At 37.8% G+C, this 15,847-nt stretch carries 16 protein-coding genes; all 16 read left to right on the forward strand.

Translation table 11 applies throughout. The annotated features are described in order from the left end of the window. The first annotated feature begins 33 nt into the window (after positions 1-33). The 16 genes from PP176A_RS08790 to PP176A_RS08865 all read left to right on the forward strand — a co-directional run bounded on the left by PP176A_RS08790 (position 34) and on the right by PP176A_RS08865 (position 15,847). Complete coding sequence (locus PP176A_RS08790; RefSeq protein ID WP_071140098.1) at positions 34-1,479, forward strand: 4-hydroxyphenylacetate 3-hydroxylase family protein; 1,446 nt, start codon at positions 34-36, stop codon at positions 1,477-1,479. Between the two features lie 8 nt (positions 1,480-1,487). Then, entirely contained in the window at positions 1,488-2,672 is a 1,185-nt protein-coding gene (locus PP176A_RS08795; RefSeq protein WP_071140099.1) for a thiolase family protein, read from the forward strand. 9 nt (positions 2,673-2,681) lie between these two features. After that, positions 2,682-3,533, forward strand: coding sequence for a 3-hydroxyacyl-CoA dehydrogenase family protein (locus tag PP176A_RS08800; protein ID WP_071140100.1), 852 nt, complete (start codon positions 2,682-2,684; stop codon positions 3,531-3,533). Positions 3,534-3,557: 24 nt separating this feature from the next. Further along, positions 3,558-4,340 (forward strand): enoyl-CoA hydratase-related protein, encoded by a 783-nt coding sequence (locus PP176A_RS08805; protein WP_071140101.1) that lies wholly within the window; start codon positions 3,558-3,560, stop codon positions 4,338-4,340. A gap of 26 nt (positions 4,341-4,366) precedes the next feature. Further along, a complete protein-coding gene (locus PP176A_RS08810; protein ID WP_071140102.1) occupies positions 4,367-5,362 on the forward strand; it encodes a C-terminal binding protein in 996 nt (331 codons plus the stop codon). A 177-nt stretch (positions 5,363-5,539) separates the two neighbouring features. Next, positions 5,540-6,691: an acyl-CoA dehydrogenase family protein gene (locus tag PP176A_RS08815; protein WP_071140103.1), complete on the forward strand. Its 1,152-nt coding sequence runs from the start codon at positions 5,540-5,542 to the stop codon at positions 6,689-6,691. Positions 6,692-6,730: 39 nt separating this feature from the next. Further along, positions 6,731-7,537 (forward strand): electron transfer flavoprotein subunit beta/FixA family protein, encoded by an 807-nt coding sequence (locus PP176A_RS08820; RefSeq protein WP_071140104.1) that lies wholly within the window; start codon positions 6,731-6,733, stop codon positions 7,535-7,537. A gap of 19 nt (positions 7,538-7,556) precedes the next feature. Continuing rightward, positions 7,557-8,600, forward strand: a complete 1,044-nt coding sequence (locus PP176A_RS08825; RefSeq protein WP_083381878.1) for an electron transfer flavoprotein subunit alpha/FixB family protein — start codon at positions 7,557-7,559, stop codon at positions 8,598-8,600. Between the two features lie 53 nt (positions 8,601-8,653). Continuing rightward, a complete protein-coding gene (locus tag PP176A_RS08830; protein ID WP_071140105.1) occupies positions 8,654-8,947 on the forward strand; it encodes a hypothetical protein in 294 nt (97 codons plus the stop codon). 85 nt (positions 8,948-9,032) lie between these two features. After that, the gene (locus PP176A_RS08835) at positions 9,033-10,028 is read left to right on the forward strand and encodes an Nramp family divalent metal transporter (protein WP_071140106.1); all 996 of its coding nucleotides are present in this window, start codon (positions 9,033-9,035) and stop codon (positions 10,026-10,028) included. 27 nt (positions 10,029-10,055) lie between these two features. Beyond that, entirely contained in the window at positions 10,056-10,433 is a 378-nt protein-coding gene (locus PP176A_RS08840) for a hypothetical protein (protein ID WP_143037674.1), read from the forward strand. Positions 10,434-10,523: 90 nt separating this feature from the next. Beyond that, a complete protein-coding gene (locus PP176A_RS08845; protein ID WP_071140108.1) occupies positions 10,524-10,940 on the forward strand; it encodes a hypothetical protein in 417 nt (138 codons plus the stop codon). A gap of 44 nt (positions 10,941-10,984) precedes the next feature. After that, a complete protein-coding gene (locus PP176A_RS08850) occupies positions 10,985-12,295 on the forward strand; it encodes a lactate racemase domain-containing protein (protein WP_071140109.1) in 1,311 nt (436 codons plus the stop codon). A gap of 36 nt (positions 12,296-12,331) precedes the next feature. Further along, complete coding sequence (locus PP176A_RS08855) at positions 12,332-13,090, forward strand: glucose 1-dehydrogenase (protein WP_071140110.1); 759 nt, start codon at positions 12,332-12,334, stop codon at positions 13,088-13,090. 253 nt (positions 13,091-13,343) lie between these two features. Beyond that, positions 13,344-14,141, forward strand: coding sequence for an IclR family transcriptional regulator (locus PP176A_RS08860; RefSeq protein ID WP_071140111.1), 798 nt, complete (start codon positions 13,344-13,346; stop codon positions 14,139-14,141). Between the two features lie 356 nt (positions 14,142-14,497). Further along, positions 14,498-15,847 carry a 2-isopropylmalate synthase gene (locus PP176A_RS08865; protein WP_200796106.1) on the forward strand — a complete coding sequence of 450 codons (1,350 nt, stop codon included), beginning with the start codon at positions 14,498-14,500 and terminating at the stop codon, positions 15,845-15,847.

Below are 15,847 nucleotides of genomic sequence, written 5' to 3' on the forward strand. Positions count from 1 at the left end.
TCTATGAGTATAAGCTAAGGGAGGGACAAGATCATGAAAACAGGAAGTCAATACCGTGAAAGCCTAAAAAGGTTACACCCTATTATTTATTGTAATGGACGCAGGATAGAAGATGTAGTTGATGATAAGATGACCAAACCCCATGTAAATTCTGCGGCTATGACATATGATTTGGCTTTTGAACCGAAGTATGAAGACCTGATGACAGCGACATCCAGTTTAACTGGTAAAAAAATAAACAGGTTTACCCATATTCCACAGAGCACCGGTGATTTAGTGAAAAAAGTAAAGATGTTAAGGATGATAAGCCAACATACGGGAACCTGTTATCAGAGATGTGTAGGGATGGATGCGTTAAATGCTACTTTTATAACAACTTATGAAATAGACAGGGATTGCCATACCAATTATCATGAACGCTTTAAAGAATATTATAAGTATGTTCAGCAAAATGATTTAATGATAGCGGGTTCCATGACTGATGTTAAGGGAGACAGAAGCAAAAAACCGTCACAACAGGCCGATCCTGATTTGTATGTTCATATTGTAGATAAAAGAAAAGACGGAATTGTGGTACGAGGTGCTAAGGCACATCAAACAGGCATGGCTAATTCCCATGAGATGTTGATATTGCCTACGACAAATCTGGGGCCTGAGGATAAGGATTATGCTGTGGCTTGCGCTATTCCCGTAGATGCCCCCGGAGTTATTCATATATTCGGCCGTCAAACAAATGATCAACGAAGGTTAGACGGAGACATTGATTGCGGCAATTCGGAATTTGCCATAGTGGGCGGAGAAACATTAACGATATTAAATGATGTATTTGTTCCGTGGGAACGGGTTTTTATGTGTAACGAATATCCCTATGCCCAGAAATACGTAGAGACCTTTGCTTCCTATCATAGGCAGAATTATGGGGGATGCAAGGTGGGGCTTGCTGATGTAATAATAGGTACGGCTGCGGCGGTAGCAGACTGTAACGGAGTTTTAAATAAATCCCATATCAAAGACAAACTTGTGGAGATGACGTTTTTGGCCGAAACAATGCATTGCTGTTCATTGGCTTGTTCGTCGGAAGGATTCAAGACCCCCGCAGGAAGTTACTATGTTAATACGCTATTTGCTAATGCGGCAAAGCTGAATTGTACGAGAACAATGTATGAGATTTCTCGGCTGGCCCATGATATAGCAGGAGGCTTTATTGCAACACTTCCTTATGAAGCGGATTATAAGTCAAAAGAAGTCGGACAGTATATAGATAAATATCTTGCTGCCAATCCTAAGTATTCCACAGAAGAGAGAATCAGAATGGCACGTCTGCTGGAAAATATGACCGGGGGAACGGCATTGGCCGAATCAATGCATGGCGCCGGCTCTCCTCAGGCTATGAGGATAATGATATACAGACAAGCAAATCTGGAACATAAAATGGATATTGCTAAAAAATTAGCTAAAATAGACAAGATGGAGGGGTAATTTAACGTATGAATGTACATGAAGCTGTAATTGTAAGCGGATGTAGGTTGCCTGTAGGTAAATTTGGGGGCTCATTAAGCAATTTCAATGCACCTGAATTGGGTGCAATAGTAGTGAGGGAAGCACTAAAAAGGGCAAATATCAACGGAAATCAGGTAGACGAAGTTATAATGGGAACCCATTTTCAGGCCGGTATAAAGGCTAATTCCGCAAGACAATGTGCTATATATGCGGGCCTGCCCGTAGAAGTACCTGCCTGGACACCTAATAAAAACTGCGGTACCGGACTTAAGGCCATACAGTGTGCAGTTCAGGCAATAGGAGTGGGAGACGGAAATATTATTGTTGCCGGCGGCTGTGAAACAATGAGCAGGATTCCTTATATAATTCACAATCACCGATTTGGTGCCGGAATCGGCCACGGAGAGTTATTGGACGGCATGTTATACGATGGTTTGATAGACCCGTTTTGCAATTATCATATGGGTGTTACTGCGGAGAATGTGGCAAAAAAATGTGAAATTACGAGAGAAATGCAGGATGAATTTGCTTATAACAGCCACATGAAGGCAGCTAAAGCCAGAAGAGAAGGGAAATTTAAAAATGAGATTATCCCCGTAGAAGTAAAAAAACATAAACAGACTGTGATTTTTGATCAGGATGAAACGATAAGAGAGGATACAACTATTGAGACCTTATCTAAATTGAAACCGGCTTTTAAGGAAAACGGTACGGTGACTGCCGGAAATTCTTCGGGAATAAATGATTGTGCTGCTGCGGTGGTTGTGATGTCGAAAGAAAAAGCAGAAGAAATGGGGAAAAAACCTATAGCCGTATTTAGAGGATTTTCTTCGGCAGGAGTTGATCCTTCAATAATGGGTTATGCTCCGGTGCCGGCAATCAATAAATTACTGAAAAAGACAGGGGTAAGAAAAGAGGACATAGATCTTTTTGAAATAAACGAAGCCTTTGCGGCTCAAGCCGCAGCGTGTGTCAGGGATCTCGGACTTGACCCGGAAAAAGTAAATGTCAATGGGGGAGCCATAGCCTTAGGCCATCCGGTGGGGTGCAGCGGAGCCAGATTAGTGGTGACGGTCGTTAATGAAATGATAAGGCGTAATGCTAAATATGCCGTTGTTGCTTTATGTATCGGGGGAGGCCAAGGAATCGCAAGTCTTATAGAAAGGTGCTGAGATGAAAGTATGACTATTAATAAATTATTTGTTATAGGTTCCGGAACTATGGGTTCGGGTATTGCTCAAACTGCTGTGCAGTCGGGACTTGAAGTGACAATGAGTGATATTAACGAGACCTTCGTTGAAAGGGGAAGGCAGAATATAGAGAAGAGAATAAACAGATTGGTTGAAAAAGGAAAACTTATGGCTGAGGAAAGAGACAAAGCATTAAACAGGCTGGAAACGACAGTCGGTATGAAGGAAGCCAAGACAGCCGACGTAGTAATAGAAGCGGCTTCCGAAGATGAAAAAATTAAGAGCGGGATATTTAAGGAATTGGATGAAATATGTCCTCCTGAAACTATATTTGCAAGCAATACGTCTTCGATTTCTATAACATATTTGGCTTCGTTTACAAAAAGACCCGATAAGGTCATAGGAATGCATTTCTTTAATCCCGTACCTATAATGAAACTTTTGGAAATAACCATGGGATATGTCACATCGCAGGAAACTCTTAGTAAAGCTAAAGAAGTCGGAGAAAAAATGGGGAAGGTTTACGTTGTTGCAAAGGATAAAGCCGGATTTATAGTAAATCGTTTACTTGATCCGATGCTTAATGAAGCCGTTTACTTAGTAGATGAAGGAGTTGCAACAGTAGAAGATATAGATAAGGCACTGGTTTACGGATGTAACTATCCCATGGGGCCTTTGGCATTGACGGACTTAATAGGTCTTGATGTATTGCTGGCTGTAATGGAAACATTTTATAAAGAATATGGGGATCCCAAATACAGGCCGGCTCCCTTGTTGAGGAAAATGGTCAGAGCGGGTAAACTTGGCAAGAAGACAAAAGAAGGTTTTTATAAATACGAGTAAATAATCGTAAGAGGGTGTAATTGGATGGGTTATAAAAATATTATTTTAGACGAAAAAGATGGTATTTTAACAATAACGATAAACCGACCTAAAGTTTTGAACGCACTTAATACTGATACCCTAAATGAACTTGAGAATGTGGTAAGAGATATTGAAAAGGATAAAAGAATTATGGTTGTAATAATAACAGGAAGCGGAGAAAAGTCCTTTGTTGCAGGTGCAGACATTGCAGAAATGAAATCTTTAAATATACATGAAGGGCGAAATATGACAAGATTAGGTCAGTGTGTATTTCAAGAAATTGAAAATCTCAGCAGACCTGTAATTGCGGCCGTAAACGGTTATGCATTGGGGGGAGGCTGTGAACTGGCAATGGCGTGTGATATTCGTATTGCCTCTGAAAAAGCCAAATTCGGGCAGCCGGAAGTAGGGCTTGGTATAATTCCCGGATATGGAGGAACCCAGAGGCTTCCGAGGCTGATAGGCAAAGGCCGTGCTAAATATTATATTTTTACCACAGATATGATAACGGCAGAGGAAGCATTTAATATGGGGTTGGTCGATAAGGTAGTACCTCACGGAAAACTTTATGAAGAGACATTAAAAATTGCCGAGAAGATAATATCTAAGGGACCTATAGCTGTGATGATGGCTAAATATGCTGTTAATAACGGAATGAATATGGATTTGGCTTCCGGGATTGCTTATGAAGCCGAAGCCTATACCACTTCATTTGGTTCCGAGGACCGCATAGAAGGTATGAGTGCATTTTTGGAGAAAAGAAAAGCCGACTTTAAAGATGAATAAAGAAGACTATATGTGGAGGGGAGAAAATGAGCAAATTTAAAGTTGTTGTTACCGACCATGAATATGAATCTATGGAGATTGAAAGGCAAGAGATGTCAAAAATTGATGTTGATTTTTATGATTCCTATCAATGTAAGACGGAAGACGAAGTAATAGATGCAACTAAAGACGCTGACGGTGTTATAGTTCAATATGCGAAGATAACGCCGCGGGTTATCGATCACTTAAAGAAATGTAAAGTTATTTCAACATATAGTATCGGTGTTGACAAAATAGATATAAAATCGGCTACCGCAAAGAATATATGCGTTGCCAATGTTCCCGATTATTGTGTTGATGAGGTATCAGACCATGCTGTACTTCTGATGTTGGCTATTGCCAGAAAACTTACGCTGCTTAACGGAAAAGTAAAATCAGGGGTTTGGGATTATAAAGTTTCAAAGCCAATCTATAGAATAAAGGGGAAGAAACTTGGGCTTATAGGTTTTGGAAAAATACCTAAACTGGTCGCTAAAAAGGCCCAGAGTTTTGGAATGAAGGTCTATGCTTATGATCCCTACATTACGGCAGAAGAGATGTCAAAATATGACGTAAGCAGAATGGAATTTGACGATATTATTCAAACAGTTGATTTTGTTTCTATACATGTCCCCTTGCTGCCGTCTACAAAAGAAATGTTTAACGAGGCGGTATTCAAAAAGATGAAAAAGACGTCATATCTGATAAATGCGGCGAGAGGTCCGGTTGTTGACGAAAAGGCATTGATTGAAGCATTGCAGAATAAAGAAATTGCAGGGGCGGCCCTTGATGTGGTATATAAAGAACCCATATCTAAAGATAATCCTCTGGTGAAAATGGATAATGTAATTATTACACCCCATGTGGCTTGGTATTCGGAAGAATCGGCAGAGGCTCTTCAAAGGACAACCGCTCAGCAGGTAGTTCAGGTGTTGGAGGGATATTATCCTAAAAATCTTGTAAATAGAGAGTTAAAAGGGAAGTTAAATTTAAAAGAAAGATAAAAATTTATATAAAAATAACTTATAGATATGATGAACCGATATCAGCCGAACAATTCACAGATAATTCCCCTATTTTTAAATATTGTGTGAGATTTGAGCTTTACGCCGATATCGGTTCTTATATAATATTTCAAATGAAATTTGATAATTTTATGTATAACAAGGAGGTAATTTATAATGCAGTTTTTTCAGTTTACTCGAGAACAGGAAATGCTTAGAAAAGCTGTACGTGAATTTGCTGAAGCTGAAATAGCCCCTAAAGCGGCTGAGTGGGATGAAAAAGATTATTGCCCCGTAGAACTTTTTCCGAAGATGGGTGAGATGGGAATAACGGGAGTTTTTGTTCCCGAGGAGTATGGCGGAGCCGGATTGGGCCATGTGGAAAGGGCAATATGCTTAGAGGAGATATCAAAATATTCAGCGGGACTTGGAATTGCTTTAATGACTCATCATTTAGGATTGTCTTCAATTTTATATTTCGGAACTGAAGAACAAAAGAAGAAATATCTGCCCGAGTTGGCGGCAGGAACAAAGATTGCCGGTTTGGCTGTGACAGAGCCGGGTGGAGGCTCCGATCTAATGGGAATTAAATCCAAGGCGGAAGAAAAAGACGGCAAATGGGTAATCAACGGACGAAAATGTTTCATAACCAATTCCCATATAGCCGATTACAATGTGTTGGTAGTAAGCATAGGAAAAGATCAAAAAGGGCATAACTTGATGGCAGCATTTATAATAAAAAAAGGTACTCCCGGATATACTCCCGGCAGAAAAGAAAATAAATTTGGTTTGCGTGGCTCTGTAACAGGAGATATTAACTGTGTAAACGTAACTGTCGGATCTGAGGCAATGCTGGGAGGTTCCGGAGACGGGGCCAAAATTGCCATGAAGAGTATAGGAGAAGTGGGACGTGCAGGTATGGCCGCAATCGGCGTCGGAATTTTGCGCGGATGTTTGGAAGAGGCAGTTAAATTTGCTAATGAACGTATCATATACGGAAAACCTCTGTCGAAAATCCAATCGATTCAGTTTAATATAGCCGAAACAAGGCTTGAATATGAATCAGCAAGATTATTGCTTTATCATGCCGCAAGTATGAAAGATGAAAACCTTCCTTGCACAACGGAGTTCGGAATGGCAAAATGGTATGCAACGGAGGCTGCGGTTAATGCTTCCAAACGTACAATGGATCTTATGGGGGGCTATGGTGTAATAAATGAATATCCTGTAGGGCGTTTTTTAAGAGATGCACAGGTTGCTGTTCCTTCCGGTGGTACAACGGATATTCAGAAAATTATTATTGGAAGAGATACAATAAACAAAAATTAAAACATGTGTTTTTATGTATAGAAAAGGGGGTGAAGTTAATTGAGTTACAATATTGCTGTTTGTATAAAACCGGTGCCCGACCCTGATTTTTATGACAAGATAACCATAGATCCAAGGACAAAAAGGATAACCCGCAGCGGTATACCGGCTGTCATTAATCCGGCAGACAAAAATGCAATAGAAGCTGCTTTAGAAATTAAAGAAAAATACGGGGGAAAGGTGACGGTAATAACGATGGCGCCGCCTAACGCAGAAGAAAACATGAGAGAGGCTCTGGCTATGGGGGCGGATGCGGCTTATATTTTAAGTGATCGTGAGTTCGGAGGGGCAGATACACTGGCAACCTCCTATACGCTGGCTCAAGGGTTAAAAAAAATAGGCCAATTTGACATAATCATTACCGGTACGGAAAGTGCCGACGGAGCAACAACCCAAGTTCCTGCCCAATTAGCTCAATGGCTTGAAATCCCGCATCTGTGGGGAGTGAAAAAAATAGAATTTATAAATGAAACAGAACTTAAGGTTAGAGCAAAAATCGAAGGCGGGTCTATAGAGTATTTCATAAAACTGCCGGCTTTATTAGCTGTATCCCGTGAGATTAACAGACCGAGGTATACAACGATTATGGGCATAAAGGGAGCTAAAAAGAAACCGTTGACAATATATGGGGTAAAGGATATTGACATAGATTTAAATAATATAGGCCTGAAAGGGTCTCCTACACAGGCAGGAGCAGTGAATGTTCCCTCTATCGACAGGAAATGTAAAAAATTAAGGGGCGAACCGGATGAAATAGCGGATTTACTTATAAGAGAATTAACGGCAGCCGGTATACCTCTTGAATAAATTGTAAGAAGATATATTGGTGAACAGAGGAAGGGAAAGAAGAATGAATATAGATGAATGGAAAGGCGTTTGGGTTTTAGCGGAACAAAGGTCAGGGCGGATAGATTCAGTCAGCTTTGAGTTAATACAAAAAGCCAAAGAATTAAAAATGCAGTTAAAATCATCTGAGCCTGTAACTGCAGTAATTATCGGAAATGGCATTGAAAAATTAACTGAGGAATTGGGAGAATATGGAGCGGAGGAAGTTATAGTTATAGATGACCCTGCACTGGAAATGTTTAATAATGAAATTTATAGCCTGATTTTAACTGATTTAATAAAGAAAAGAAAACCTGAGATACTTCTTATAGGAGCTACCATATCGGGACAGGATATTGCTTCAATGTTGGGAGTTAGGCTGGGAACAGGTGTTGCAACCCATTCTGTAGGCTTACATATTGATGAGGACAACAACCTTGTTTCTGCTGTACCTGCCTTTGGCGGTAAGGTCATAGGGGATATCATATGCCCTAAACACAGGCCTCAAATAGCTACAGTAAAACCGGGAATCTTGGAAAAAGGGCAAAAAATGCAGGGAAATAAATTTAAAACAATCAGATATGACCCGTCAGATATTATTAAGAAAGATAAAGGATGTATAAAAGCATTGGCAGTTCACAAGAAAGAATATAAGGGCATACCGTTACAGGAAGCTAAAGTCGTGGTGGCCGGCGGGTTCGGCATAGGTTCAAAGGGAAATTGGAATCTTCTCCGGAAATTAGCCCAACTTTTAGGGGGAACCGTAGGATGCAGCCGGCCTGTCGTTGACGAAGGGTGGATACCGGACGACCATTGTATGATAGGGACAAGCGGAAAAACGATTCGTCCTAAGCTGTATATAGGCTTTGGCATATCGGGTTCGACTCATCATGTATGCGGCATGAAGGATTCCGATGTAATTATAAGCATTAATAAGGATGAGAATGCACCGATCTTTAATGTGTCGGATGTAGGGGTTGTAGGAGATGCTGAAATTATACTTAAAGATTTGATTGAGAAAATCGAAAAATTAAAATCAATGTAAATAATCTTTCAACGTAAAAATCGGTTTGAAGATGTATGGGAGAAATGTATATCATGTTGAAAGTCGGAGTTAAATTTTGCGGAAGTTGCAATCCTTATATTGACATGGGATATATATATAAAAATATTCAAGGAATATTGGGTGTTCAATATGTAAGCTGGGAGAGCAAAAATTATGATGTTCTTCTGATAATCAGCGGTTGTCCTAAAAATTGCATTACAAAACCTGATTTTAAGGGCCCTGCGATTATCGTGGCAGGTAATTTTATTGATATGGTTCCGGTATCCGATGAAAAATTAGTCGAGGTCTTAAGGGAAAAAATAGAAAGGCTATCCCTTATGAGGTAGCCTTTTGAGAATAGAAAGGAGGAAAAGGTTACAATCGGCTTGATTTTGTCAAAAAAACAAAAAATTAAATTGGGAGGGAAAAATTTTGGAGGGTATAAAAAGAAAAAGGTTAACTTCAGAGGGACTTGAAGTTGGAGAACTGCCGGATATTGAAAGCGATACCAAGACATTGCTTAAAAAGATCGGACCGGGATTGGTTTGGTCTGCCGCTGCCATAGGTACGGGAGAATTAATATTGATTACGAGAAATTCCGCCATGTACGGTCTTAGGTTTGCATGGATGATAGTATTTTTAATATTTATAAAATTCTTTATAAACTATGAAGTCGGACGATATACTGTTTTAACGGGGCAGCCAATCATGGGCGGAATAGCAAAGGCATCGAAGATTTTGGTTTTCTGGTTTGCATTTTTACCTATTGCATGGCAGGTAATTACTATTTCCACTTATTGCGTAAATTGCGCCACTTTGCTGCAATGGATTTTTGGCGGAAGGGGAAGCTTAGCATTTATGGCGACAATAATTGCACTTTTAACCGGACTGATATTATATTTTGGCAGATATGATACACTGGAGAAATTCTGTACAATCGGTACGTCATTTATGACTTTATGTATATTAATTTCGGCAATTGTTTTTACACCGGGGAAAGGATATGGAGAATTGTTTTTAAACATAATCATGCCTAAATTGCCGCAGAATCCCCAAGCGTGGACTGATATGATGTCTCTCACCGGATTTGTGGGAGCCGGTTGTGTAGGTACTATATGGTACAGCTATTGGCTTAAAGAAAAAGGATATGGGTTTGGTTTAAATAATAATAAAAAAGATGAAAAGGGTATTGATGTGGCGGTAATTCCGGGAGAGACGCCGGAAGAAGTTAGAAAAGGCAAAGGGTGGATGAAAATGTTACGCCTTGATTTAGGAATCGGGACAATTTTGACTTTAGTTGTCTGTTTAAGTTTTTTCCTATGCGGCTATGCAATATTACAACCTCGAGGCTTGGTGCCGGAAGGATTAAAGGTGGTACTTGTTCAGGCCCAGATAATGGTACAGCTAATAGGTCCCATTGGCGAATGAATATATGTAATAGTAGCTATTGAAGTAATGTTTGCTACTTATTTGGCATTCCAAGACGGAACCTCCAGAATGTGGGACGATGCAAGCAGAATACTTGTTCCAAAGCTTACTACTAAATATGACAAGCGTAAGACTTATAGATTTTGGGTAACGATATTTACAATACAATGCCTGATTTCTTTGATAGTTACTTTAAAAGATGCCCAGCCTTTGCTCCTGCTACAGGCACAGTCAATATTAGACGGCGCTTATAATTTGCCGATATTGTCCGTAGTCGTATTAATAGTTAACCTCAAAATACTGCCGAAAATTTATAAACCTACAAAGTGGTGTGTATTTTGGAATATAGTAGGCATCGTTTTCTTTAGTATTTTTGCAATATTCTATACAACTACTTTGGTATAACTGCTTTTATAACAACAGGATAACTCACTAATATAAAAAGGAGTTATCCTGTAACTGTTTTATTAAGTTTATAAAGGGGGTAACTTTGACTTGAAAAAATATATCGGTAGTATTATTATGCTGTTTTTTTCATTAGGTATTTTTGCTTTGGCGTTGATAATCTCTATGAGAAATAATAATTTTATGATTTTGAAGCGAGAAGGGTTTTTCCATAGGGTATTTCTTGCCTGTATTTTAACTATTGTTGCTGGTTTGTTCTTTGATTTATTATTAAAATTAAGAAAAACAAGAAGAACTTTTCTTAAAACATCCATGTTATATTGGGGATTTGTAGCTTTATTAAGCAGAATTCAAATTATTATAGGTATGAATTACAGTTTTTCATTATCATTTTTATTCTCAATGGCAGTAGGGTTAATTGTGATTTTTGGATTAGGCAGCGTGTTCGGATTCTTTTTTTATCGCATATATATGTCAGTATATAAGAAATTAAGCAAGTCACAATAATAATTTTGTGAGGTATATAAAAATTGAATCGAAGGTGGTAAATAATGAATAGATTAGATTTTAAAATTGATTTTCCATCGATTATAAAAATGTCCGACTCCGTATTTATTCCTAAGATGTATAAAGTACGTCAGAATTTCGATACTTTAAAACTTTCAAATTTTATTGAGAAGTTAAAAGGCGAGTTAACAAATAAAAAAGATATAATGGAATCTCTAAATGGCAAAAAAGTATGCATAGCCCTCGGAAGCCGTGGTATCAATAATATATCCTCTATAGCCACTCAAATAGTAAAGGAGGTAAAACAATACGGCGGTGAACCATTTATAATCCCTGCAATGGGAAGCCACGGAGGTGCGACTCCCGAAGGACAGAAGGAATTGTTGGAGGGATACGGTATCACCGAAGATAAAGTAGGAGCTCCTATTATATCAAACCTTGATGTGGAATTTTTAGGGAAGACAGACGAAGATATTCCGGTATTTACAAGTAAGGATGCCCTCAATGCCGATGGGGTTATACTTGTAAATCGTGTTAAACCTCATACGGCATTTCACGGAGATATAGAAAGCGGTTTAATAAAGATGTCTGTTATAGGAATGGGGAAACAAAAGGGGGCAGAATTGTGCCATAAAATGGGATTTAATAACTTTTCCGAGAAATTAAAGAATATGTCAAGGATTGTATTGTCCCATGTACCTGTAGTTCTCGGAGTGGCAATTTTGGAAAATGCATATGATGAAACAGCAGATATAAGGGCTTTGGCTCCGTCGGAATTCTTCACCGAAGAACCGAAACTTTTGAAAACTGCCAAGTCATTAATGCCCCAAATTTTATTAAATAATCTGGACATCCTTATAGTGGACGAACTGGGAAAGGACATCAGCGGAGACGGGATGGACCCTAATATTACGGGAAGATTTGCGTCGGATTATGTAAAAAGTGATTTTAAAGTAAACCGGATCGTGGTGTTGGGGCTTACGAAGGCTACGGATGGAAATGCAAACGGTATAGGAGTAGCCGATATTACTACTTCAAGAGTGCTGAAGGATACGGACTTTACAAAAGGCTATATCAATTCGATTACTGCAGCTATCCCCAGTACTGTACGCTTGCCTATGGTTATGCCTAATGATTATGAAGCTATAAAAACGGCAATAAAGACAGCTAACAATTTGGATTATGACGGCAGAAAATCACGTATAGTACGTATTAAAAATACTTTGAGCCTGAAAAACATATATGTCTCCGAATCGCTTATTGAAGATGTAAAGAAGAATTCAAAGCTTGAGATCATATCGGGGCCTTTTGATTTTGAGTTTGATAAAGAAAATAATCTGATAACAGGCTGGTAGATATTAACGATTAAATGAGAAAGGAGAGAAAGTAAAATGAATTTATTTGACTTGACAGGTAAGGTGGCAGTGGTAACAGGAGGAAGTTCAGGGAATGGGCAGAGTATTGCATATGGTCTTGCACAGGCAGGGGCGGATGTGGCGGTAGTCGGCAATACAAGCCCCTTAAACAAGACAAAGAAGCTAATTGAAAGTACCGGAAGAAGATGTTTACCGATAAAAACTGATTTAAGAGATATACATGAAGCAAAAACTAAGATTATTGATTCCACTATGAAGGAATTCGGAAGAATTGATATACTTGTCAATAATGCGGGTATTCAGAGAAGAAATCCGGTTATGGTTTTTACGGAAAAAGATTGGGATGATGTTTTGGCCGTGAATTTGAAGTCCGTTTTTATTTTGAGCCAAGGAGTAGCTCCTATAATGCAGAAGAATGGATGGGGGAAAATTATAAATATGGCTTCCATGTTGTCTTTTCAGGGAGGTTTAAATGTCCCAGCTTATGCTGCCAGCAAAGGAGGAATAGCCCAACTTACCAAAGCTATGGCAAATGAATGGTCAAAATATGGAATCAATGTAAATGCCATGGCCCCGGGATATATAGTCACTAAGATGAATACCGCCTTAATATCCGATAAAGAACGTAGCAGACAAATATTAGAAAGAATTCCCGCGGGACGTTGGGGAGAACCGACGGATCTGATTGGAGGAGCTATATTCCTTTCATCTCATGCTTCGGATTATGTAGATGGACATGTACTATGTATTGACGGAGGATGGATGGGAAGGTAATATTTATATAAAATTAATATTGAGAAGTTAGTTGTTAATTTGGGCGTATTTTCCAAAATACGCCCAAATAATTTTTTTGATTAAATATAGAAATTCCCTGTATTTACAGTAGAACTGTTTATAATACTTGACAACAGGGTATTACATGAATATGATTTATTTATAATAAGGATGTTGATATTTATGCAATATGTCAAAAAAATTACGATTTGGTTTTATTTAAACAGTATTATTTTGAAGAGGAGAGAAATTTATGCAAAATGGAGAACCTGAAAGAAAAAATAAGTTTTTTGTGCAATCTTTACATAGGACATTTGAAATAATCGATATAATCAGTAAAGCGGAGGGAAAAGGTGTCAACGTTACAGAGATAAGCAAAAAAATTAAACTACCCATAAGTACGGTTTATAGATTATTACAAAACTTAATAGAAGGGGGTTATGTAGAAGAAATAGACGGTTGTAACTATATTCTCGGACTGAAATTTTTAGAATTAGGGGTAAAAGTTCAAAAAAATATTGATATACGTAATGTTGCACGGGACTTTCTTGAAAAGATTAATGAAGAAACGAAAGAAACCATATATGTTGCAAAGTTTGACTCTAAACAGTTAAATATAATTTATATTGAAAAAATACAAAGTAAGAGAAATATAACATTAACTGCAGGGATAGGTTCGAGAAACTATGTTCATTCTACCGCTAATGGGAAATGTCTTCTGTCCGGTTTTAGTGATGAAAAGATAATAGAAATTTTGAAAAAAACAGGGATGCCTTCTTTAACTGATTATACCATAGTTGATGCGGAACAGTATTTAGAAGAAATAAGAAAGGTACGACAAGATGGATATGCAATTGATGATAGGGAGAATGAAAACGATGTACGTTGTATTTCTTCCCCGATATTTGATCATGAAAATAAAGTGACGGCAGCAGTAAGTATTTCCGGGGTAATAAATAACATGGATTTAGAGCTTATGCATACAAAATATAGGGATCTTATAATAGAGACTGCAAGATCTATATCTGAAAAATTAGGATACTGGAAGTAATAAACAGACTTTAATAAATACGATAGCAAACAAAAATGCAAGTTTTTATATAAAAACTTGCATTTTTGTTTGCTATTTTTTTATATACGTGTTAAAATATATTTTATAATTTCAATAATATACATATCCAATATATAATATATGTAAGAATAAAATAATAATTAGATATGCGGCATTCTGTAAAATGAATATATTGGTTATCGATATTGCATTAATTGAGATATAAGAAAAGCTTCTATAGGAATATTATAAGGTAGTTTTTCTTGAAGCTCATTTACGGAAAGTTCTTTTTAATCAATATTTTATAAGTGAGAACTTTCCTATTCGTTATAAAAATATAATCGGGAGGGATTAACGTGTATAATCCAGTAGATGTACTAAAGCCAAATCTTTATAAGAGTATATTTCCTTATTCGGAAATTCCCAAGGTTGTTTTTAATAATATTCAACTGCCTATGGAATTGCCGGAGAACATATGGATTACGGATACTACTTTTAGAGATGGGCAGCAGTCTATGTCTTCTATGACGGTGAAACAGATAGTCAAGATTTATGATTATCTGCATGAATTAGATAACGGTTCAGGGGTTATATGCCAATCCGAGTTTTTTCTGTATTCCGATAAGGATAGAAAAGCTGTAGAGAAATGCAGAGAAAGAGGATATGAATTTCCACAGATAACATCCTGGATTAGAGCAGATAAGAGGGATTTTAAGTTAGTAAAGGATATGAAAATTAAAGAAACGGGAATATTGATGTCCTGTTCGGATTATCATATATTTCACAAATTGAATATGACGAGAAAACAAGCCATGAACAAATATCTTTCCATTGCGGAAAGCGCATTGGAATACGGCATAATTCCGAGATGCCATCTGGAAGATATAACAAGGGCAGACTTTTTCGGATTTGTTGTTCCGTTGGTTAAAAATCTGATGGAACTTTCCAAAAAATCGGGAATACAAGTAAAAATAAGAGCTTGCGATACATTAGGAGTGGGAGTTTCCTACGACGGAGTGGAACTTCCCAGAAGCGTACCTGCGATTATTCACGGTTTAAGGTATTATTGCCATGTTCCTTCGGAATCCATTGAATGGCATGGACATAATGATTATTACGGAGTAGTGACTAATTCTACAGCTTCTTGGCTATATGGGTGTTCTTCGGTAAACACCACATTATTCGGAATCGGAGAAAGATCCGGGAATTGCCCTCTGGAAGCCATGATAATGGAATATGCTCAGTTAAAAGGTACGACAAAAAATATGAACCTAAAGGTTATTTCTGATATATCCGATTATTTTCAAAGAGAATTTAATTATAAAATACCTGTGCGTACACCTTTTGTAGGAAGTGAATTCAATGTTACAAGGGCCGGAATACATGCGGACGGATTGTTAAAAAATGAAGAGATATATAATAGTTTTGATACCGAAAAGGTATTGAACAGGCCTATAATAGTAGCGGTAAATTCTTATTCGGGATTGGCGGGAATAGCAGCCTGGATAAACAGTTATTTTAAGCTTAAAAGTGACAAAAAAATAGATAAAAATGACGAAAGAGTGCTTTCGATTAAAAAGTGGGTAGATGAAGAATATAAAAGGGGAAGAACTTCGAATATAAAAAATGACGAACTGAAAGAGATTGTATTAAAATATTTTCCAAACATTTTAAACGATGATAAAACAAAGGCCATAGAGGCATAA

The organism is Sporanaerobacter sp. PP17-6a (assembly GCF_900095615.1).
GTDB classification, from domain to species: Bacteria; Bacillota; Clostridia; order Tissierellales; family Acidilutibacteraceae; genus Acidilutibacter; species Acidilutibacter cellobiosedens.